General features: G+C 72.3%; 16 protein-coding genes and 1 pseudogene. 9 read left to right on the top strand and 8 right to left on the bottom strand.

What is annotated here, in order from left to right; translation table 11 throughout:
* Nucleotides 1–234 (top strand): hypothetical protein (locus ACXAHD_RS24805; protein ID WP_475053529.1); only part of this gene is annotated, 234 nt, incomplete at its 5' end.
* Here the strand turns inward: ACXAHD_RS24805 and ACXAHD_RS24810 are convergent.
* Nucleotides 165–4,964: a family 43 glycosylhydrolase gene (locus tag ACXAHD_RS24810; RefSeq protein ID WP_475053532.1), complete on the bottom strand. Its 4,800-nt coding sequence runs from the start codon at nt 4,962–4,964 to the stop codon at nt 165–167. The genes ACXAHD_RS24805 and ACXAHD_RS24810 overlap by 70 nt on opposite strands.
* A 226-nt stretch (nt 4,965–5,190) precedes the next feature.
* Here ACXAHD_RS24810 and ACXAHD_RS24815 point away from each other — a divergent pair, with 226 nt between their 5' ends.
* From ACXAHD_RS24815 to ACXAHD_RS24825, 3 genes are read left to right on the top strand one after another with little or no spacing between them, the layout of a single operon-like run.
* A complete protein-coding gene (locus tag ACXAHD_RS24815) occupies nt 5,191–6,714 on the top strand; it encodes a hypothetical protein (protein WP_475053535.1) in 1,524 nt (507 codons plus the stop codon).
* Between the two features lie 45 nt (nt 6,715–6,759).
* Entirely contained in the window at nt 6,760–7,230 is a 471-nt protein-coding gene (locus ACXAHD_RS24820; protein WP_281554147.1) for an Rv0361 family membrane protein, read from the top strand.
* A 42-nt stretch (nt 7,231–7,272) separates the two neighbouring features.
* Complete coding sequence (locus ACXAHD_RS24825; RefSeq protein WP_289212554.1) at nt 7,273–8,007, top strand: 4'-phosphopantetheinyl transferase family protein; 735 nt, start codon at nt 7,273–7,275, stop codon at nt 8,005–8,007.
* On the opposite strand, the gene ACXAHD_RS24830 is transcribed toward ACXAHD_RS24825, so the two are convergent.
* Both ACXAHD_RS24830 and ACXAHD_RS24835 read right to left on the bottom strand, forming a co-directional pair.
* On the bottom strand, nt 7,979–8,578 hold the full coding sequence (locus ACXAHD_RS24830) for a DUF1707 SHOCT-like domain-containing protein (RefSeq protein ID WP_281554149.1): 600 nt from the start codon (nt 8,576–8,578) through the stop codon (nt 7,979–7,981). The genes ACXAHD_RS24825 and ACXAHD_RS24830 overlap by 29 nt on opposite strands.
* The gene (locus ACXAHD_RS24835; RefSeq protein WP_281554150.1) at nt 8,575–9,114 is read right to left on the bottom strand and encodes an NUDIX domain-containing protein; all 540 of its coding nucleotides are present in this window, start codon (nt 9,112–9,114) and stop codon (nt 8,575–8,577) included. Before ACXAHD_RS24835 ends, ACXAHD_RS24830 begins: the two co-directional genes overlap by 4 nt.
* Nucleotides 9,115–9,239: 125 nt before the next feature.
* Here ACXAHD_RS24835 and ACXAHD_RS24840 point away from each other — a divergent pair, with 125 nt between their 5' ends.
* Together ACXAHD_RS24840 and ACXAHD_RS24845 are read left to right on the top strand one after the other, a co-directional pair.
* Complete coding sequence (locus ACXAHD_RS24840; RefSeq protein WP_281554151.1) at nt 9,240–9,959, top strand: hypothetical protein; 720 nt, start codon at nt 9,240–9,242, stop codon at nt 9,957–9,959.
* A gap of 36 nt (nt 9,960–9,995) precedes the next feature.
* Entirely contained in the window at nt 9,996–10,922 is a 927-nt protein-coding gene (locus ACXAHD_RS24845) for an acetamidase/formamidase family protein (protein ID WP_289212555.1), read from the top strand.
* Between the two features lie 15 nt (nt 10,923–10,937).
* Here the strand turns inward: ACXAHD_RS24845 and ACXAHD_RS24850 are convergent, their stop codons facing one another.
* Nucleotides 10,938–11,225 (bottom strand): DUF3817 domain-containing protein, encoded by a 288-nt coding sequence (locus ACXAHD_RS24850; protein ID WP_281567387.1) that lies wholly within the window; start codon nt 11,223–11,225, stop codon nt 10,938–10,940.
* A 2-nt stretch (nt 11,226–11,227) separates the two neighbouring features.
* Nucleotides 11,228–11,737: a hypothetical protein gene (locus ACXAHD_RS24855; protein WP_281567386.1), complete on the bottom strand. Its 510-nt coding sequence runs from the start codon at nt 11,735–11,737 to the stop codon at nt 11,228–11,230.
* Between the two features lie 93 nt (nt 11,738–11,830).
* Here ACXAHD_RS24855 and ACXAHD_RS24860 point away from each other — a divergent pair, with 93 nt between their 5' ends.
* Complete coding sequence (locus ACXAHD_RS24860; protein ID WP_348651192.1) at nt 11,831–12,931, top strand: GlxA family transcriptional regulator; 1,101 nt, start codon at nt 11,831–11,833, stop codon at nt 12,929–12,931.
* Nucleotides 12,932–12,933: 2 nt separating this feature from the next.
* On the opposite strand, the pseudogene ACXAHD_RS24865 reads toward ACXAHD_RS24860, so the two are convergent.
* The 3 genes and pseudogenes from ACXAHD_RS24865 to ACXAHD_RS24875 all read right to left on the bottom strand — a co-directional run.
* Nucleotides 12,934–13,863: pseudogene (locus ACXAHD_RS24865) on the bottom strand (acyltransferase family protein); the annotation flags it as partial.
* Between the two features lie 69 nt (nt 13,864–13,932).
* Nucleotides 13,933–14,088 (bottom strand): hypothetical protein, encoded by a 156-nt coding sequence (locus ACXAHD_RS24870; RefSeq protein ID WP_475053542.1) that lies wholly within the window; start codon nt 14,086–14,088, stop codon nt 13,933–13,935.
* A 17-nt stretch (nt 14,089–14,105) separates the two neighbouring features.
* Nucleotides 14,106–18,125 (bottom strand): S8 family serine peptidase, encoded by a 4,020-nt coding sequence (locus ACXAHD_RS24875; protein WP_475053545.1) that lies wholly within the window; start codon nt 18,123–18,125, stop codon nt 14,106–14,108.
* A 251-nt stretch (nt 18,126–18,376) separates the two neighbouring features.
* On the opposite strand from ACXAHD_RS24875, the gene ACXAHD_RS24880 reads away from it, so the two are divergent.
* Together ACXAHD_RS24880 and ACXAHD_RS24885 are read left to right on the top strand one after the other, a co-directional pair.
* Nucleotides 18,377–18,958 carry an IS607 family transposase gene (locus ACXAHD_RS24880; RefSeq protein ID WP_281555008.1) on the top strand — a complete coding sequence of 194 codons (582 nt, stop codon included), beginning with the start codon at nt 18,377–18,379 and terminating at the stop codon, nt 18,956–18,958.
* On the top strand, nt 18,955–19,241 hold a 287-nt coding region (locus ACXAHD_RS24885), incomplete at its 3' end, for a helix-turn-helix domain-containing protein (protein ID WP_475053548.1). The genes ACXAHD_RS24880 and ACXAHD_RS24885, both read left to right, overlap by 4 nt.

The following is a 19,241-nucleotide window of genomic DNA, read 5'->3' on the forward strand; positions in this document are numbered from 1 at the left end:
GGCTGGGGGGGGGGGGTGGGGGGGGGGGGGGGGACCGAGGCGAGGCAAGAGAGGACCGAGACCCACCCCACCCTCCCCATCCCGGGCGGGGCGTTTTTTTTTGTTTTTTCACCCCCCTCCTGCTCTCCCCCCCCCCCCCCCCCCCCCCCCCCCCCCCCCCCGCGTCACGAGACGTCGACGACGACCGCTCCGCCGCCGAGCGCGGTTGTGCTGGCGTTGGTCCGGCTGTCGTAGACGACCGTCCCGGTGGCCGCCTCCCGGATCCGGATCCAGAACCGGTCCTTGCCCTGCTCCCGCAGCGCCTCGTCGTTCAACCCGACCAGGTACTCGTAGTCGCCGGCGCCGTTGACCGTCCCCCGGCCGTTGAACCGCACCTGTGGACCGTCGACGACGTACCCACGGTGGCTGGTGGCGGCGAACTCCCACTCGCCGAGGCGCAACCGCAGCGCCACCGGACCTGGCCCGGTCGTCTCCGGGCCGGTGGCCGCGACGAACCCGAACTCGGCCCGCCCGGCCACCCGCGCGTCGGCGACGTACGCCCCGGCCGGTGAGGTGATCCAGCCGGAGCCGGCCACGTACCCGCCGTCGGTCCGGCGTACCGCCAGATACCCGCCGGCCAGAGTGTGCGCGGCATCCCGGTCGTCGATCACCGTGACCGTCGGCCGGTACACACCCGGTTCGGCGTACGTGTGCGCCGCGACGCAGGCCGACCCGTCGACCGTGCCGGCGTCGACGGTGCCGTCGCCCCAGACCAGCACGCACCGGTGCGTGTCGTCCGCGCCGGCGTCGGTGAACGTCGCGGTGACCCTGACCTCGGTGCCGGCGGCGACCGGCCCGGCCGCACCGGTGACGGCGATCACCGTCGGCGCGGTGTTGACCGGCCGGATCGGCTCGACGCTCTCCAGGGTCGGCACCACCGGGACGATGGAGCCGTCGGCGGCGAAGCGCAGCCGGTCGATGGTCGTCTCCCGGTGGGTGCCGTCCCCGTCCGGGATCGCGAACCGGTGGTACGCGACGTACCAGTCGTCGGTGCCGGGGATCCGTACCACCGAGTGGTGCCCGGTGCCCTTGACGCCCAACGACAGGTCCTTGCGCAGGATGACACCCTCCCGGGGACCCCACGGCCCGAGCGGCGAGTCACCGACGGCGTACGCCACCTGGTAGTCCTCGCTGCGGGTGTCGTTCTCCGACCACATGAAGTAGTAACGGCCGTCACGCTTGATCACGAAGGTGCCCTCGTTGTAGCCGTCCGGCCGGTAGGTGCGCACCGCGGTCGGGTCGAACGACACCATGTCGTCGTTCAGCGGCACCTGGTAGGAGGCGCCGTTGCCCCAGTACAGGTAGGACCGGCCGTCGTCGTCGGTGAACACCGCCGGGTCGATCATCTGGCCGGAGTACGTCCCGGCCGACACCAGCGGCTCGCCGAGCGCGTCGCGGAACGGCCCGGTCGGTGAGTCGGCGACCGCGACACCCAGGTGCTTGCCGGTGTCGCCGGTGGCCTTCCCGCCACTGAAGTAGAAGTACCACTTGCCGTCGCGTTCGGCGATCGTCGGCGCCCAGGCACTGTTGTCCGCCCAGTCGACGTCGGTCTCCAGGTCCAGGATGACCCCGTGGTCGGTCCAGTTCACCAGGTCCGCCGAGGAGAACACCGAGAACTTCGTGCCGCTCCAGCCGGCGAACCCGTCGGTGGTGGCGTAGAGGTAGAACCGGTCGCCGAACACCGCGATGTTCGGGTCGGCGTACAGGCCGGGCAGCACCGGCGAACGCATCAGCCGGGCCTCGACGGTCCAGGTCGCCGTGGAGCCGTCGGCGCCGGTGACCGTGTACGTCACCGGTGTGCTCAGGTCCCGTACGGTGCCCGATGCCGGCGCGACGGTGGCGCCGGGGGCCAGGGTGAGCTCCGGGGCCAGGGCGGTCAGGTCGGTGTCCGGCCGGACCGGCAGGATGATCCGTCGGGTGTCGGCGTCGATGATGGCGTCCACCTTGAGCTGCGCCACGGTGGCGCCGGTGATCGCCGCCGGGTCGCCGCCCAGGGCGTACACCTCGTCGGCGGTCAACGCCCGGTTGTAGATCCGGAAGTCGTCCACCTCCCCTGCGAAGTACGGGTCCGCGCCGTACAGCGAGCGTCCGATGTAGCCAGCGTAGTCGCGGGTCGGGTCGTGCAGGTCCGACGGGCGGACCGCTACGTCGGTGGCCCGGGCGATCTCGACCCCGTCGAGATACATGACGGCGGTACGGGTGGCCGAGTCGACGGTCACCGCGAGGTGCTTCCATTCGTCGCCGGTCAGCGCCGACGACGCCCGCAGCTGCTTCTCGGCCTGCCAACTGCCGGTGGTGATCGCTGAGAACAGCACCCCGCCGCCGCTGCGCGGCGTGCTGAACAGGTAGCGGTCGCTGTTTGGACCGAGTCCGTAGATCCACTGGTTGGCGGTGCTGGAGGCGTCCCATTTGACCCAGGTCGCCACGGTGGTGCTGGTGACCCCGGCGTACACCCCGTTGGGGATCGTCACGTACGGCGCGGTGGTCGAGCCGCTGCCGCCGCCGCTCATCTTGAACGAGCCGCCGTCGACGCCGGTGCCGAACGCCGGGGTCCGCTCGTAGCGGCCGTGCCGGCCCTGCCCGGACGAGTCGGTGGCGACACTGCCGCCGGCCTCGTCGAACTCGTAGTGCAGCAGCAGTCCGTCGGCCGGCGGCTCCGGCCCCGGGTCCGGTCCGTACGCGGCGAGCAGCGCGTCGTACTCGGCCCGGGTGACCGGCAGTACGGTGCCGTGCCGGGGCCTGGCCGGCAGCGCGTAGTCGCTCGACGGCGTCCATACCCCGGAGGCGAGGTCGGTGGTCTCGAACGGGAGGTAGCCGCGCCCACCGAACTCGTCGATGAACAGGTACCACTTCTCCTCGGTGTTCGACTTGAAGATGGTGGGTCCCTCACCCTGGGACATCGAGCCTCGGCCGATGCAGTCGGTGAGGAAGTCCCATTCGGTGTCGCGCAACGACGTCGCCGTCTCGGCGAGGATGAACTTGCTGCACGGCGTCGACGACGAGTTGTTGCGTTCGTCCTTGGTGAACCGGTAGTAGACGCCGTCGTGGTCGATCACCGTCGAGTCGATGACCGAGTAGCCGGGGTCGACCCACACCTGCGGTTCGGAGAAGGTGTGGAAGTCGCGGGTGGTGGCGTACAACATCTTGTTGTAGGTGTTCCCGGTGTGGTCCGGGTCGTCGGCGGCGTACAGCTTGGAGGCCCAGAAGACGACGTACGCGCCGATGGTCGGGTCGTAGTAGGTCTCCGGTGCCCAGGTGTTGCCGGCGGTGTCGGGGGAGACCTGGACCAGGCGCTGGTCGGTCCAGTTGACCAGGTCGGTGGATTCCCACACCATGATCGACTTGCTGCCGTGCCGCTGCGCGCCGTCCCAGTTGCCGTTGCCGTGGATCCGCAGGTCGGTAGCGATCTGGTAGAACTTGTCGCCCTCGGGGGAGCGGATGATGAACGGGTCGCGCAGCCCTTTTTCGCCGAGCGTCGAGGTGAGCACCGGCCGGCCGTCGTTGAGCTGCTGCCACCGCAGCGGGTCGTTGCCCTGGCTGAGGGCGAAGTAGACCTGTTCGCCGTCGGCGGTGCCCTCACCGGTGAAGTAGCTGAACAGGTAGCCGGTGCGGGCGGCTGGTGCCGGCAGTTCGGGCACGCTGGCGGTGAACTCGCGGGTGGCGCTGGCCGCGTTGCGGGTGACGGTGGCGGTCAGCGTGACGGTGGTGTCGCCGGCTCCGGCCGCTGGTCGGGTCACCGTGCCGTCGGTGGCGATCACCGCCGGGTCGCTGGACGTCCAGGCGACCGCTGTGCCGGCGGCCCCCGCCGTGGGCAGGGTGAGGTTGCCGCGTACGTCGTCGACGTTGTGCACGGTCAGCGCGGCGGCGGCGTCGGCGACGATTCGTGCGTCGTCGAATTCGGCCAGCACGGTCACTTCGAAGGTTCTGGTGTCGGTGGCGGCGCCCCGGCGCAGGGTGGCGGTGAGGGTCGCCTGTGCGTCGGGTTCGCCGATCGCCGGTCGGGTCACCGTGCCGTCGGTGGCGACCACTGCCGGCTCGCTGGAGGCCCAGTCGATGGCCGAGCCGCCCGGCCCGGTTGCCGGTAGCCGGAGGTCGGCGATTACCCGGCTGGTGTCGCCGAGGTCCAGCGCGGCCGTGTCGTGGGCGACGACTGCGGCCGCCGCGCGTGCACCGAGCTGGGCGGCTTCGTCGGCGGTGACCGCCCGGTCGTAGATGCGGAAGTCACGCACCCGACCGGCGAGGCGGCGGTCGCCGGTGTAGACCGAACGTCCGATGTAGTTGGCGGTGGTGGTGCCGCCGCCGATCGACCCGGGGGTGATGGTGACCGAGGTGTTGCGGCCGACCTCGACCCCGTCCTCGTAGAGCACCCCGGTGGTGCCGGTCTGGGTGTAGGTGAGGTGCTTCCAGACGCCGCGGGCGAGGTTGCGGGCCGGGTTCGGTCGGGTGTTCTGTTCGGTGGACCAGTTGCCGCTGGCGATCGCGGTGCGGAACTGGTCGCCGGTGGCGAACAGGTACCCGTTGCCGGTGCCACCGCTGGTGTTGCCCAGCCCGTAGATGAAGTAGGGGGTGACCTGGGCCGGGTCGATGAGCACGTCCATCGACACGGTGACCGAGTCCAGGCCGCGCAGGACGTCGTCGGGCAGGTCCACGTACGTGTCGGCGCCGTTGAGGCCGAGTCCTTCTCCGCCGGACCAGTCGGCGCTGCCGTGCACGGTGCCGTGCCGGTCGTTGCCCGAGGCGTCGGTGGCGACGGTTCCGGCGGTGGCGTCCAGTTCGTACCAGAGGACGAGTCCGTCGGTCGGTCCGGCCGCGGTGGCGGTGGTCGGGCCGGCGGCCAGCAGGCTGGCGGTGAGGGCGAGGGCGGCGAGCGACGCCAGGGCTGTTCGTCGAGGTGGGGCGGTACGCGGTCGATCCCGCTGCGGCATGAGTGTCTCCTCCTGGGAGGCGTCCGGATTTGCGGTCTGAGCGTCGGTATCAGCAGTTGTTAGCGTTAACAACACCTGGCGGACGGTGGTCGGGTCAGAGTTCACCCGATTCGTCGCCGTGACTCGGCGGTTGCGAGAGTGTTAACCGGGGCGTACCCCGCCGTCAAGATGCCCATCGGCATGGCCCCTCCGCCTCGGGCAGCGGCGGACGGTAGGGTCGCGCGGCATGAGGACGGTCTACACGTCGGCGGACCCCGACACCTTCCACCACGCCCGGCAACGGCTGGTCGGCCGGGTCGGCAAGTGGGCGCGTCGGCAGCGGCGCACCGAGCTCGACCCGTTCGTGATCGAGACACTGCTGGAGTACCGGTGGAGTCACGGTGACGGTCTGCTCGGCCGGTGGCACCCCGACGACCTCACCGCCGCGCTGCTCGACGGGTTCCCCCGACACGTCACCATGCACCCGGACGACTGGGACGCCGTCGTGCCGAGCGTACGGGGATTCGTCGACTTCCTGTTCGACGAAGGGTTCGCCGACCGGCACTGCGCCGACCGGGACCTGCTGCACACCACGCTCGACGAGCTGGCCGGACCGGTCGCCGAGGCGCTGGCCGACGAGCGGCGCTACGGTCCGGCGAAGTACTGGACCACCCGGATGATGCGCGAAGGCGTCGATCCGACCGACAACGCGGCCGCCCAGGCGTTCATCGCCGACGTGCACGCCGGCCGGATCTCCGTCGACCAGGACCTGCTCAACCAAATCATGGCCAACCACCGGGCGGCATCCGACGGCGCGCAACGTCCACCGACCCTGCCGCTGGTGACCGTCCCGGACGACGCCGAGTTGCGCCCGGCAGCCGAAGCGTCGACGATCCTGCACCGGGTCCGGCAGTTCGTGGCCTGGGTGGGACCGGGTCGAACCCTGACCCCGAACGGCAACCTGCGGCTGGCCGACGCCCGGGAACTGGTCCCGCTGCTCGACACCGCAGACGTGATCGACCCGGCCATCGGTGACCGGGTGTTCAAGACCCGCAGCAGCGAGGAGCTGTACGGACTCTCGGTGGTCGTCGCCTGGGCTCGGGCCGCTCGCGTGGTCCGGATGGTCAAGGGACGGCTCGTGCCGGTCAAGAGCGCGGCGAAGCTGCTGACCGACCCGCTCGCCCTGGCCCACCGGCTGTACGCGACGCTGCCCGAGATCGGGGCGGCGGTGTGCGGTAGCGGCTGGCGTGAGTCGTTGATGCGGTGGCGGTTCGACGACGCCGTCGTCATCACGGCACTCACCCTCTACTCGTCCGCCGAACCGCTGCCAGTCCCGGCCCTGCGCGAGCTGCTGCACCAGGCGCTGGAGAAGTCGATGCTGGTGCCGTATGGCGGCACCGAGGAGCAGCAGCAGGCCTGGCGCCAGTCCGCCCACAACGACGCCGACCGGCTCTTCGCGCAGCTGGCCGACCTCGGCGCGGTCCGGCTCACCGACGACGACAGGATCAGCCTGACGCCGCTCGGTGCCATGCTGGTCGGGCACCACCTGCGCGAACAGGGCGTGGTGGTGCCGACCGTCGCGGACCTGCTGGACGAGACCGCCGAGGTGGTGGTGGCGGTCGCCGCCGACAGCGATCCGGACAGCGCCGCCCGGCTGCTGACCGCCTGGTGCGCCCACCAGCCGCAGAGCGGTCCCGCCGAGCTGCGGGCGCTCGCCCGGCGTACCGACGACCCGGCGCACCGGCGTCTCGCCCGGTCCCATACGGGGTAGCCGTCCCCGTCCGGCAGGTGGCGGGCGGCCTCTAGCATCCCGATCATGAGTTACCAACCGCCGGGGCCGCCACCACCGCCGTCACCCGCTGGGCCGAGCCGCGGCCGGCGGACGACCGTGATCATCATCGCTGTCGTGCTCGCCGTCGTCCTGCTCTGCTGCGTCGGCGTCGCAGGGGGTGGCTTCTGGCTGTACCGGACCGTGTCGGCGGCCACCGAGCCGGCCCGCGACGCCACCACCGCCCACTTCGACGCGCTGTCCGCCGGCGACTACGCCGGTGCCTACCAACGACTGTGTCAGGACCGCCGGGACGCCCTGTCCGAGACGGAGTACGTCCAGCAGGAGTCCGCCGCCGGGCAGATCGCCGGGTACGACATCATCGGCGTCAACGTGTCGACCACCAACGGGCGGACGTCCGGCGCCGTCACCGTCGAAGTCACCTACGACGGTGGCGCGCAGCGGCAGGAGACCGTCAGACTGGTCGAGGAGAACGGCGAATGGCGGGTCTGCCAATGACACCCGACCACCTGCCACGACCGTGACGGAGGGCGGAGCGGGATGATCGAGGCACTGCTGCCAGCCACGGCGGTCGCCCGCGAGGCGTTCGACGACAGCGTCCCGGTCACCCTGTTCCCCGAGGAGACGGCCGTGGTCGGCAACGCGGTGGACAAGCGCCGCCGCGAGTTCGGCACCGCTCGCCGCTGTGCCCACGAAGCTCTCGCCGAGCTGGGCTTCCCCGGCGTACCGGTGCCGTCCGGAGCGCGCCGCGAACCCCGCTGGCCGGCCGGGGTGGTCGGCAGCATCACCCACTGCGCCGGCTACCGCGCGGCGGTGGTGGCCCGGTCGGCCGACCTCACCGCGGTCGGCATCGACGCCGAACCGCACGAACCACTGCCCTCCGGAGTGCTGAACAGCATCACCGTGCCCGACGAACTCACCTGGCTGGCCGCCAGTCGGGACAGCCACCCGCAGGTGCACTGGGACCGGCTGCTGTTCTGCGCCAAGGAGGCCGTCTACAAGGCGTGGTATCCGCTGGCCGAAAGCTGGCTCGGCTTCGAGCAGGCGTACGTCGAGGCGACTCCCGGCCCGGGTGCCGCCGTGGCTCCCGGCCTGGGTCCCGCCGTGGCTCCCGGCCCCGGTGCCGCCGTCGACGGGGACTTCACCGCCCGGCTGCTGGTGCCCGGCCCGGCGCTGCCCGACGGCACGCCGCTGACCGGGTTCACCGGCCGGTGGCTGGCCCGCAACGGCCTGATCGTCGCCGCGATCAGCGTCCCGGCCGGCCCCGACGTCTGACCGACACACCGCCCCAGAACGCCAGCCCGTTGATGTGGATTCTCGGCCCACCAGGGCTGCCCAGCCCGGCGGCCCGCTGACCGAAGTCGCCCATCAGGCCGACACCGGAGATCGACACCTCGGCGTCGTCCGGCACCACGATCTCGATCCCGCCCATGATCGCCCAGGCCCGGATCCGGATCGCGTTCGCGTCGAACCGCGCCTCCCGCAGGTCGATCCGGCCGCCGCCCCAGAAGGCGAAGGCCCGCAGAATGCCCGGTGCCACCCACCGGCCACGCCGGTCGAAACCGCTCATCACCGCGACCGCCCACTGCGACGGACGCGACGGCGCCAGGCCGTGCTCGCCACGCCGGGCCACCGTGTCGGACACCGCACGGGGAATGTCCCGGGTCAGCGGCTCCAACTCCGCGTACGTCCGGGCGGCGTACACCCGGCCGAGTCGTTCGTCCAGCTCGGGCAGATCGATCCGGCCCTCGGCGGCCGCGGCCCGCAGCACCTCCGCCACCTGCTCGCGGTCGGCGTCGGAGGCCCGCAGCCCGTCAGGAGGCAGCCGGTCAGGAAGGTCGCTCACGCCCACAGGGTACCGAGCGTCGCCGGGTCCGTCGGATCGGTCAGGTAGTGGGCCAGCACCTCGGTGTGCAACGGGAACGCGAGCGTGACCGGCTCGGTCACCACCAGCCACTCGGTGGCCTCCTCGGTCGCCGCCGACACCGGCAACGCCTGCGCCGGTCGGGGCGGCAGCACCCCGAAGATCAGCAGGCTCGCACCGTTGGGCACGCTGCGTACGGCGTACAACTGCACCTGGTCGGACCGCCCGGCCAGGCCGGTCTCCTCGCGCAGCTCGCGGACCACCGCGGTGCGCCAGTCCTCGCCGTACTCGATGAAACCGCCCGGCAACGCCAGCTCGCCGCGTGCCGGCTCGATGTCGCGGCGCTGCACCACCACACCGATCCCCTGTGGAGTCGTCACCGGCACCACGGCGACCGCCACCGGTGTCGGATTACGCCAGACCTGCTGCCCACAGTGGTCACAGGACCGGGGCCAGCCGGCGTCGGCCGGGTAGCGGGCACCGCACGACGAACAGAACGAGTAGGGCACGCCAGTCACAGCGCCCGACGATACGCCGGCCGCCGGGCCGTGACCGCTGTCGCCTATCCGACCGCCGCCGGGCACCCGCCGCCGCACCCGGTCGGGGATTCTGACGGCAGCAAACCGTAAGGGGAGGTGTGTCGATGCTGTTCAGCGGGGCGTGCCCGGTCCGGGAGACCGAGCGGGACTGGATCGACGAGTCACTGTCCTGGCTGATCCGCGAGTTCGGCGAGCCGGCTCTGCGCGGACCGGTGGTGCTGCCCACCGACGAGTTCTTCCCCGGTGCCTACCACGGCAGCCGGGCCGACGTGGCGGCGGTGCTGCACCGCGTCGCACGGCACATGGCCGTCGACCCGGACCGGGTCGAACTGGTCTTCGAGCCGGCCGACGACACCGAAGCCGCGCTACTGGCCAGCCTGCCGGCGTACGCGCAGGCCGCTTCCGGCGCGGCCGGGCACTACGTACGTCGGGGCGGCCGGGGCGTGATCACCATCGCCGGGGCGCAGGCCCGCCAGCCGATGGCGCTGGTCGCCACCATCGCCCACGAGCTGGCCCACGAACGCCTGATCGGCGAGGGCCGGCACCGCCCCGACGCCGCCGACCACGAGCCGCTCACCGACCTCACCACTGTCTTTTTCGGACTCGGCATCTTCACCGCCAACGCCGCCTTCGACTACCGGGGCCGGGCCGGCGGCTGGCAGTCGAGCCGGCTCGGCTATCTCACCGAGCCGATGTACGGCTACGCGCTGGGCCGGTACGCCTGGCTGCGCGACGACCTGCCGCCCCGCTGGGCCCGGCAGCTGGACACCAACCCGCGCAGCTACCTGCGCCGGTCGCTGCGCTACCTGGACCGGCGGCGCTAGCTGCGTCACCTGGACCGGCGGCGGTAACCTGCGGCGATGCGGCACACCCTGGAGCCGAACACCCGGACCCTGCACGGCTACTTCTCACCCGACTATCCGCCGGTGCTCACCATCGACCCCGGCGACACGGTCACCGTCCGTACCCTGGACTGCTGGTGGTCGGCCGGTCCGTACGCCGGCGGGCCGCACGACCAGCGGCCCCGGCACGCGGCGTACCGGCCGGGGTTCGGTCATGCGCTGGTCGGGCCGATCGCGGTGCGCGGCGCCCGGCCCGGGACGACCCTGTCGGTACGGATCGACGAGGTGCTGCCGGCCGAGTGGGGCACCACGTTGGCCGGCAGCGCGTTGACCCCACACAGCGAGCGGTACGGGATCGCCGGCACCGAGACGGTGCACACCTGGCAGCTGGACCCGGCCGCCGGCACCGGACGCAACCAGCTCGGCCACACCGTGACGTTGCGGCCGTTCCTCGGGGTGCTCGGCATGCCGCCGGCGCAGCCCGGCGAGCATTCGACGATCCCGCCCCGGCGCTGCGGCGGCAACCTGGACTGCAAGGACCTGGTCGCCGGCAGCACCCTGCTGCTGCCGGTCACGGTCGACGGCGCGCTGTTCTCCGTCGGCGACGGCCACGCCGCCCAGGGCGACGGCGAGATCTGCGGTACGGCGATCGAATGCCTGATGGACCGGGTCCAGCTCACCTTCGATCTGGTCGACGACCGGCCGCTGACCGGCCCGGTGGCCCGGGTCGACGGTGCCTGGCTGACCCTCGGCCTGGGCGACACCCTCGACACTGCGGCCGCCGACGCGCTCGACGCGATGATCACCCTGATGTCCCGCCGGCACGGGCTGTCCCGGGGCGACGCGGTCGCCCTGGCCAGCGTCGTCGTCGACGTACGGGTGACGCAGATCGTCAACGGCGTCGTCGGCGTGCACGCCCGGCTCGCCGACGACGCACTCCGCTGACGGGGCCGGTGCCGTTCAACTCTGCGCCGGTGCGTCCGGTGCCGGTCGACGGTGCGCGGCCAGTGCCCGCAGCGTCAGCAGGCCGCCGACGCCGGGCAGCAGACTGAGTAGCCGGGTCGATGTCGGCGCGGCCGGCTGCTGCGCGGTGGCGACGACCACCAGCAGGTACGCCGCCCCGTGGGTCGGGCCGAGCAGCGACGACACGGCCGGCCAGTGCACCGTGGCCAGGTTGGCCAGCATCACGATCAGAGTGGTGATCTCGACTCCGGCGGCGATCCGCAACAGCCGCAGACTGCCCGACATCCTCACACCCCGGTCGTCGAGCCGGGACGGACGATCATCAGCACCGTGACCGTCGCCCAGAGCAGGTTGAACACCCCGGTGTACGCCGCCAGCCGCTGTGGCGCGGTGGTCGGTGTACTCGCGGTCGCTGCCCCTGTTGCGGTCGCCGTCGGCTCCGGCTGGGTGCCGGGAGCGTCGATCCCGGTCAGCAGCATCTGCTGGCGGGGCAGGACCCGTAGCACCAGCAGCGCGGCGGCGATCGCGGTGAGCGCGATCGACACGAGCAGCCAGGTGTCGGTGAGCACCCCGAGGCTGGTGGCGGTGGCCAGACCGAAGACCGGCACGACGATCCCGACGGCGGCGTACACCCGGCAGATTCGGTGCAGCGTGCGCAGGGTCGTGTGGGCGGCGGCGTCGCGTGGGTCGGCGATCGCCCGCCGGGCGGCGGCCGGGAACATGCTGGCTGCGACGGTCACCGGGCCGATCGCCACGATCGCTGCGAGCACATGTACGGAGAGCAGAAATTTCGTCACGACGCGACGGTATGGGTGGTTTCGTGACGCGAGGAGTGGCAGGAAGGACACAGGTCAACGGATTCTCGCCACCGTCGGCGTACCGTCGTCGACGTGCACCGGATCGCGATCCTCGCCCTCGACGGGGTCATCCCGTTCGACCTGTCCACCCCGATCGAGGTGTTCGGCCGGCTGCGGCTGCCCGACGGCCGGGCCGCGTACCAGGTGGTGGTCTGCGCGGCCACCGCCGAGGTGGACGCCGGCGCGTTCACCCTGCGACCCGCCGCCGACCTGACCGCGCTGGCCACCGCCGACACGGTGATTGTCCCCGGCTGCGCCGATTTGTCGGCCCCGGTGCCGCAGCCGGTGCAGGCCGCGCTGCGTGCCACCGCCGACGCCGGCACCCGGATCGCCTCGATCTGCTCCGGCGCGTTCGTCCTGGCCGCCGCCGGCCTGCTCGACGGGCGACCGGCCACCACCCACTGGCGCGCCGCCGCCGACCTGGCCGCCCGCTACCCGGCCGTCCGGGTCCACCCGGACGTGCTCTACGTCGACGACGGGCAGATCCTCACCTCCGCCGGGGCCGCCGCCGGCCTCGACCTCTGCCTGCATCTGGTCCGCCGCGACCACGGCTCGGCGGCGGCGGCCGACGCCGCCCGGCTGTCGGTGATGCCGCTGGAACGCAGCGGCGGGCAGGCCCAGTTCATCCCCGCCCAGGCACCGCCGGCACCGCCCGAGCCGGCGATCGAACCGCTGCTGAACTGGCTGCGTGAGCAGGCGGCCGAACCGTTGACGTTGGCCCGGATCGCCGACCGGGCCGGCATGAGCCCTCGAACCCTGCACCGACGCTTCCGGGAACACACCGGCGTCCCGCCGCTGCGCTGGTTACAGGAGGCCCGGATCCGGCAGGCCCAGCATCTGCTGGAAGCCACCGACGACGGGGTCGAACAGATCAGCCGCCGGGTCGGCTTCGGTTCACCGACCGCGTTCCGGGAGAGCTTCAAACGGATCGTCGGCACCAGCCCGTACGCCTACCGGGGCGCATTCCGCCGGCCCGGCGACGAACGGAGTCAGCCGACTGGTGCGCGGCGTCAACTGGGTGGTAGCAGTGACGGGCGGCGGCGGGCGGCCAGGTCCTCGACCCAGCCGAAAGCCAGCACCACGACGACCAGCAGCACGGTGCCGACGCCGAGGATGGCCGCCTTACCGGCGTAGAGACCGGTCAGAGTGAGGAGCCCACTGGCGGCGTACAGCACCGGCAGGTGCCAGATGTAGATGGTCACCGCCCGAGCGTTGACCATGCGGATCAGCCGGGCCAGCCACGGCACCTGCGTGAGCCAGTCCAGCCGGGGCCGGGCCCGCATCAGTAGCAGCACCACCGCCCACCCCCACACCAGCGCGCCGAGCCGGTCGTCCTCGCCCCGCTCGGCCAGCCACATCATCGCGCCGATCGCCAGCGTGCCGACGCCGAGCGCGTACCACCTCAGCGGCACCCGATCCAGCAGCCCGGTGTGCCGGGCGAAGCCGACCAGCCAGCAGGTGCCGTACGCGGCGGTGGACCAGAACACGTCGGTGACCGGGTTCATCTGCAGGTCGACCAGCGGCGAAGCGAACAGCACGGCGAACGCGGACAGCGTCAGCAGCGCGCCGACCGGCCAGCGCCGGAACGCCCACCACAGCAGCGGGGAGAGCAGCACCAGCCAGAGGTAGGCGCGGATGTACCACAGCCCGAGCGAGAACGGCCCGCCCCACTCACTGGACGGCGGGTTGCGCAGCGGCACCACCCACCAGGTCACGTCCAGCAGGCTGGGCCGCCAGCCGACCAGGACCATCAGCGGTACGGCGACCGCGGCGAGCGCCCACAGCGGTGGCAGCAGCCGGCGCAGCCGCGAGCCGACCACCCGCAGCGGCGTACCTCGGTCCAGCGACACGGCCGTGAGGTAGCCGGCCAGCGCGAACATCACCGGCATCGCCGGGAACGCCAGCGGCAGCCAGGTCAGCCACAGGGTGTGCAGCAGGTAGACCCGCACGATCGCCAACGCCCGCAGCGCATCGATGTACGGGCTGCGCTCGCGTGTCGGGCGCGGCGAGGTTACCAGGGTAGGCGCCTCCTGCTCGCTGTTACGCAGGGGCGGGCTGACACGCATGGAGGCCGAAACTATCCGGGGTAGCTGGGTGTTCCCGCAACGTACGGTTGCGGTGCAGCAACGAGCTGGTTAATGGCCGGTGGCGTCTCGTGCCGTACCGACAACCGGCGGTGGGGGGGGGGGGGGGGGGGGGGGGGGGGGGGGGGGGGGGGGGGGGGGGGGTTTTTGGGGGCGGGACAAAGAGTGGGGGGGGGGGGGGGGTGTGGGTGTCTCCCCCCCCCCCACCAGCTACCCCGGACAACTCACCGGGTACGACCTACCGCTGCCGCACCGTCAAGCCCACGGGCACCGTCAACACCGGGTACGGGGTCTGCGCCCGCAGTGCCAGCGTGGCGGTGTACCGGCCGGGCCCGTCGACCCCGGTCGCGGCGTTGGCGGTGAACCGCAGCGTGACGGCCTTCGACGCGCCCGGCGCCAACGTGAAGCTGGCCGGGCGTACCCGCAGCCAGGGCACCTCGGCCGGCGGTGTGCAGCCGTCCGCCCCGGACCACTGAGAGATCGACGGCACGGCCGCCCACTGCGGCGACATGCCGCCGATCGCCAGCCCACCGCAGGCGCCGGCACCCCGGGACGCGGCCTGCCCGGTCGGGGCCAGCTCCTGCCAGGCGTCGGCCACCGGGTCGTACCCGATGGTTTGATCGGTGATCTCCCCGGCCGACAGCATCCCGCCGGCCGGCCGCCACCGAGTACGCCATGCTGGTCACGTGCTCCGGCATGTCCGCGCGGGCCGACCAGCGGTCGGTGTCCGGGTCGTAGGCGAGGGTATCGGCGTAGTCGCCGTCGTGGCTGAACCCGCCCGCGCAGTAGATCCGCAGGTCGATCGCCCCGCAGGCATGCCACGCCACCTCGTGCGGGTAGTCGGCGCGGGCCCGGAACGTGCCGGTCGCCGGGTCGAACGCCAGCACGTCGGCCGACGCCCGGCACAGGTCGTCCCGGCAGCCGCCGACCAGGTAGATCAGCCCTTCGACGACCACCGCAGCGGCCGCCGCCCGGGGCGCCGGGTTGGTCACCCCGGCGAGCGTGTGCCACGCCCCGGTCGCCGGGTCGTACACGTCGACCGCCGACTGCGGCCGGAACTCGGTGTCCCAGCCGCCGAAGACGTACACCTTGCCGTCGACCGCCGCCACCGCCGGTTTGCCCCGGTCGCGGGGCAGGTCCGGCAGCCGTTGCCAGGAGTCGGCGGCCAGGTCGTAGGCCCACGCCTGCCGGGTGGTGCCCAGGTGGGTGCCACCGCCGATCGAGTAGACGACGCCGTCGAGCACCACGGCGGCGTTGTCGGACAGCCCGTCCGGGGCGTCGGTCAACCGCTGCCACGGCGGCTGCCCGGACAGCGGCGGCGTCGCCGACGCGGCGGGCCGTTCCAGCACCGTCACCGTCACCGGCGCGGTCCCGGTGTTGCGGACGGTGAACTCGCCGCTGCCGCTGCCGCCGGCTGGCAGCTCCGCCCCGACCGGTGCGCCGGAGACCGCCAACTGCCCGCTGCGCAGGTCGAAGTCGACCCGCCGGGAGCCGCCGGCGACCACCGACGCGGTCCGCTTCCGCTGCTGGTACGGGGCCGCCTCGGCAACGAACGACCGCTGCTGCCCGGCCCCTCCGGCGAAGAACCAGTAGAACCCGTCCGGCACCGTAGAATCGGCCGGGGTGGCCGCCGACGTGCCGTACTCGTCCGGGCGCTGCGGGTCGGCGACCCGTGCCCCGACCACCGGCGTCCCGGTGTTCGCGTCGCTGGTGAACCCGGCGATCAGCCCGCCGTCGACCGGCGTGCAGGTCCGGTCGACGATCGCCACGTCGTCGACCTGCCACCACCAGCTGTACCCGCCCCGGTAACGGAACCGGACCTGCACCTGGTCGGCACCGGCCACCGGGGCCAGCGGAATCTCCACCAGCTGCGGCCCGCGTACGCTCTCGGTCACCTGAGAGACGTTGACCCATTCGGTGCCGTCGGTCGACACGTCGATCGCGGCGACGTCGCCGTTGCCGGCGATCCACGCGTCGGTGCGGAACCGCAGCACCGGTGCCGCGATCTGCGAGATGTCGATCATCGGCGTGTGCAGCAGGGTGTCCTGGCTGCGGCCGACGCCGTGGCCGTCGCTGTCGACGATGGCGAACCCGCCGCTGCCGCCGGTCAGGTTGCCCCGCTGGTGGTGGTCGGTGAAGGTCCAGCCGCCGCCGTCGGTGCGGTCCACGACCGTCCAGCCGGCCGGCTCGGTGGCGAAGTCGGTGGCGAAGACCGTAGCGCCGGTGTCGGCCGTGTAGCCGGGGGCGGTGCAGGCGATGTGCGCCGCCACCACCAGGTTCGCCCTCCGGGCCTGGCCGCCGACCGCCACCTCGGTGGTCACCGTCCGGTAGCCGGGGTACAGCGGGGTCACCGTCAGCTGGTACGTGCCGTGCCGGGGCACCTGGAGGGCGTACCGGCCGCTGGTCGGGTCGGTGAAGACAGGGTGGCCGGGCCGACCGGCGATGTCGATCCGCGCGTACAACGGCCAACCCTGCCCGGAGCCGTCGGTGACCCGACCGGAGAGGGTGACCAGCGGCACCGCGTCGAGGGCGACGTCCAGGACCACCGGTGCGGTGCCGACCGTCACCGTCAGCGTCCGGGTGGCCCAGCCGAACCCGGAGACGGTGAGGGTGTGCGTGCCGGCCGGCAGGTACGTCGCGTACCCGCCGGTGGGTCCGGTCTGCACACTGCGCCCGGCGACCGTCACGGTCACCCCGGCGACCGGGGAGCCGTCCGCCGCGTCGGTCACCGTGCCGGTCAGCCGGCCGGTCTGCGCGCGGGGTGACTGCGCCACCGCCTGGTACGCGTCCAGCCGGCCCTCGCCGGCCAGGTTGTTGTCCGCCACCGTGCCGCCGCATTCGGTGGCGTCGACGTCGATCGCGGTACGGTCCAGCAACGCGACCGTCGCGTCGTAGTCGTTGCGCAGCGCCGGCGCGGCCGACCACAGCAGCGCGATCGTGCCGGCGACGTGTGGCGCCGCCATCGAGGTGCCGTCGGCGGTGCCGTACTGGCTGCCCGGGAGTGCCGAGACGGTGCCGACCCCGGGGGCGGCGATGTCCGGCGTGATGTGGCCGTCCACCCCGGACACGCCCCGGCTGGAGAAGTCGGCGATCGTGCCGTCGACGTCGTGCGCGCCGACGGTGTAGACGCTCGGGTAGTCGCCGGGGGAGCTGGCGGTGTTGCACGCCGGCCCCTCGTTGCCGGTGGAGAAGACCGGGAAGATTCCGGCCGCCCGCCACGCGGTGATCACCTGCTCGTACCAGGGGTCGGCCTGGCCGCCGCCCCACGAGTTGTTCACGATGTCCGGTCGCAGGTCGGGGCGTGGGTTCTCGCCGTTGCGGTCGGTCGGCGCCAGCACCCACTGGCCGGCGGCCAGCAGCGCCGGGTCGGAGCAGTTGCGGGACTCGCAGCCCTTCGCCGCGATCCACCGCGCCCCCGGCGCCACCCCGATCCGGGTACCGGCGCCGTCGTCACCGACCATCGTGCCCACGGTGTGGCTGCCGTGCCCCTGGTTGTCGCAGGGCGTCGCGTCCGGGCACACCCCGGACGGGTCGAACCAGTTGTAGTCGTGGTCGAAGGTGCCGTCACCGAGGCTCCCCCGGTAGCTGGCGACCAGCGCCGGATGGTCGAACTGGACTCCGGTGTCGATGCTGGCAATCACCACGGTGTCGCCGCGTACGCCGAACTCCGACCAGACCCGGGGCGCGCCGATCTGCTCCACCCCCCACGGGGTCTGCAGATCGTCGGCGACGGACGGCTGCGTGACCGGCTCGATCAGCTCGTGGCTGCGCAGCGGCTCCACCCGCGCCACCTCCGGCCGGGCGGCGATCGCGTCGACCAGCGCCCGGTCCCCGGTGACCTGCACCGCGTTGGCGATCCAGAAGCTGGTGTACGGCACCTTGCGCCGGGTCAGGTCGGCGGTCAGCTTCTGTTGGCTGCGCTCGGCGACCTCGGTCAACTGCTCGTACGTGGCGACGGAACGCCGGGCCCGGTCGCTGATCCGGGCTGCGGTGTCCAGGGTCGCCTTTTCCCGCAGGTAGACCATGAAGCTGGTGGTGCCGTCGGTGGCGAGGTCGGTCAGCAGTTCGGCGCTGACCGCCGCCGGGGCGTCGCCGTTGCCGCCGATCGGGGCTGCGGACGCGGCCGTGGTGGCGGTGGTGACGCCGAGCACGACCGCCAGCGTCGCGGCGACGTACCGCACGATCGCGGCGGCGTACCGGATACCCGCTGGTGGCGGGCCAGTCCGTCCAGGTGGATGGATCATCGTTCTCCTCACAGTGGTGACAGGCGGATCCCGCCTGCCGGCCATGCTCGGGGTCCCGATGACCAGGTGAAAGCACCAAGGTGGGCAATTGCCGGGCAATACCGGGACAGCCCGCCGCTGGGAGGGCTCCCATAGGGCCGTTGACGTGGGCCGGTCCACCCGGTTGGCTGACCTGCGGGGACACACTGGGGGTAGCTGACTGTTGGCGCTCCGGGCATCTATGGCGCTCTTGAAGCTGCTATGATGCTCGCGTGAACCTCAAGGAGTGGGCAGCGTCGACCGGCATCGCGTACATCACCGCTCGGCGACAGTACGCAGCCGGGACGCTGCCTGTTCCCACCTACCGGATCGGTCGACTGATCATGGTCGGTGAGCCGGTCACCGGCACGTCGGCCGAGACGGGGCAGACCGTGGTGTACGCCCGGGTGTCCTCAGCCGATCAGAAATCCGACCTGGACCGGCAAGTCGCCCGGGTCACCGTGTGGGCCACCGGGCGGAAACTCGGCGTCGACCGGGTGGTGACCGAGGTTGGATCCGCGTTGAACGGGCACCGCAAGAAGTTCCTCGCGCTGCTGCGCGACCCGAAGGTGGCAACGATCGTGGTTGAGCATCGGGACCGGTTCGCCCGGTTCGGGGCCGAGTACGTTGAGGCGGCGCTGGCCGCGCAGGGCCGCCGACTGCTGGTGGTCGACCCGGCTGAGGTCGACGATGATCTGGTCCGCGACGTGACGGAGATCCTGACGTCGTTGTGCGCCCGCCTGTACGGGCGTCGCGCTGGCGCGAACCGTGCCCGCCGGGCGGTCGAAGCCGCCACCGAGAGTGGCCCGGCGTGAAAACGATCCAGGCGTACCGGTTCGCCCTCGACCTCACCTCGCGCCAGGAACGCGACGTCCTTGCACACGCTGGGGCCGCCCGGCTCGCCCACAACTGGGCGCTCGCGAAGGTCAAGGCGGTCATGGACCAGCGCATCGCCGAACGCTCCTACGGCGTACCAGACGAGTTGCTGACGCCGTCACTGTCCTGGTCGCTGGCCGGTCTTCGGAAGGCATGGAACGCCGCGAAGCCCGAAGTCGCGCCGTGGTGGGGTGAGGTGTCGAAGGAGGCGTTCAACACCGG

It is taken from the genome of Micromonospora sp. ABR4_055 (genome assembly GCF_056160425.1).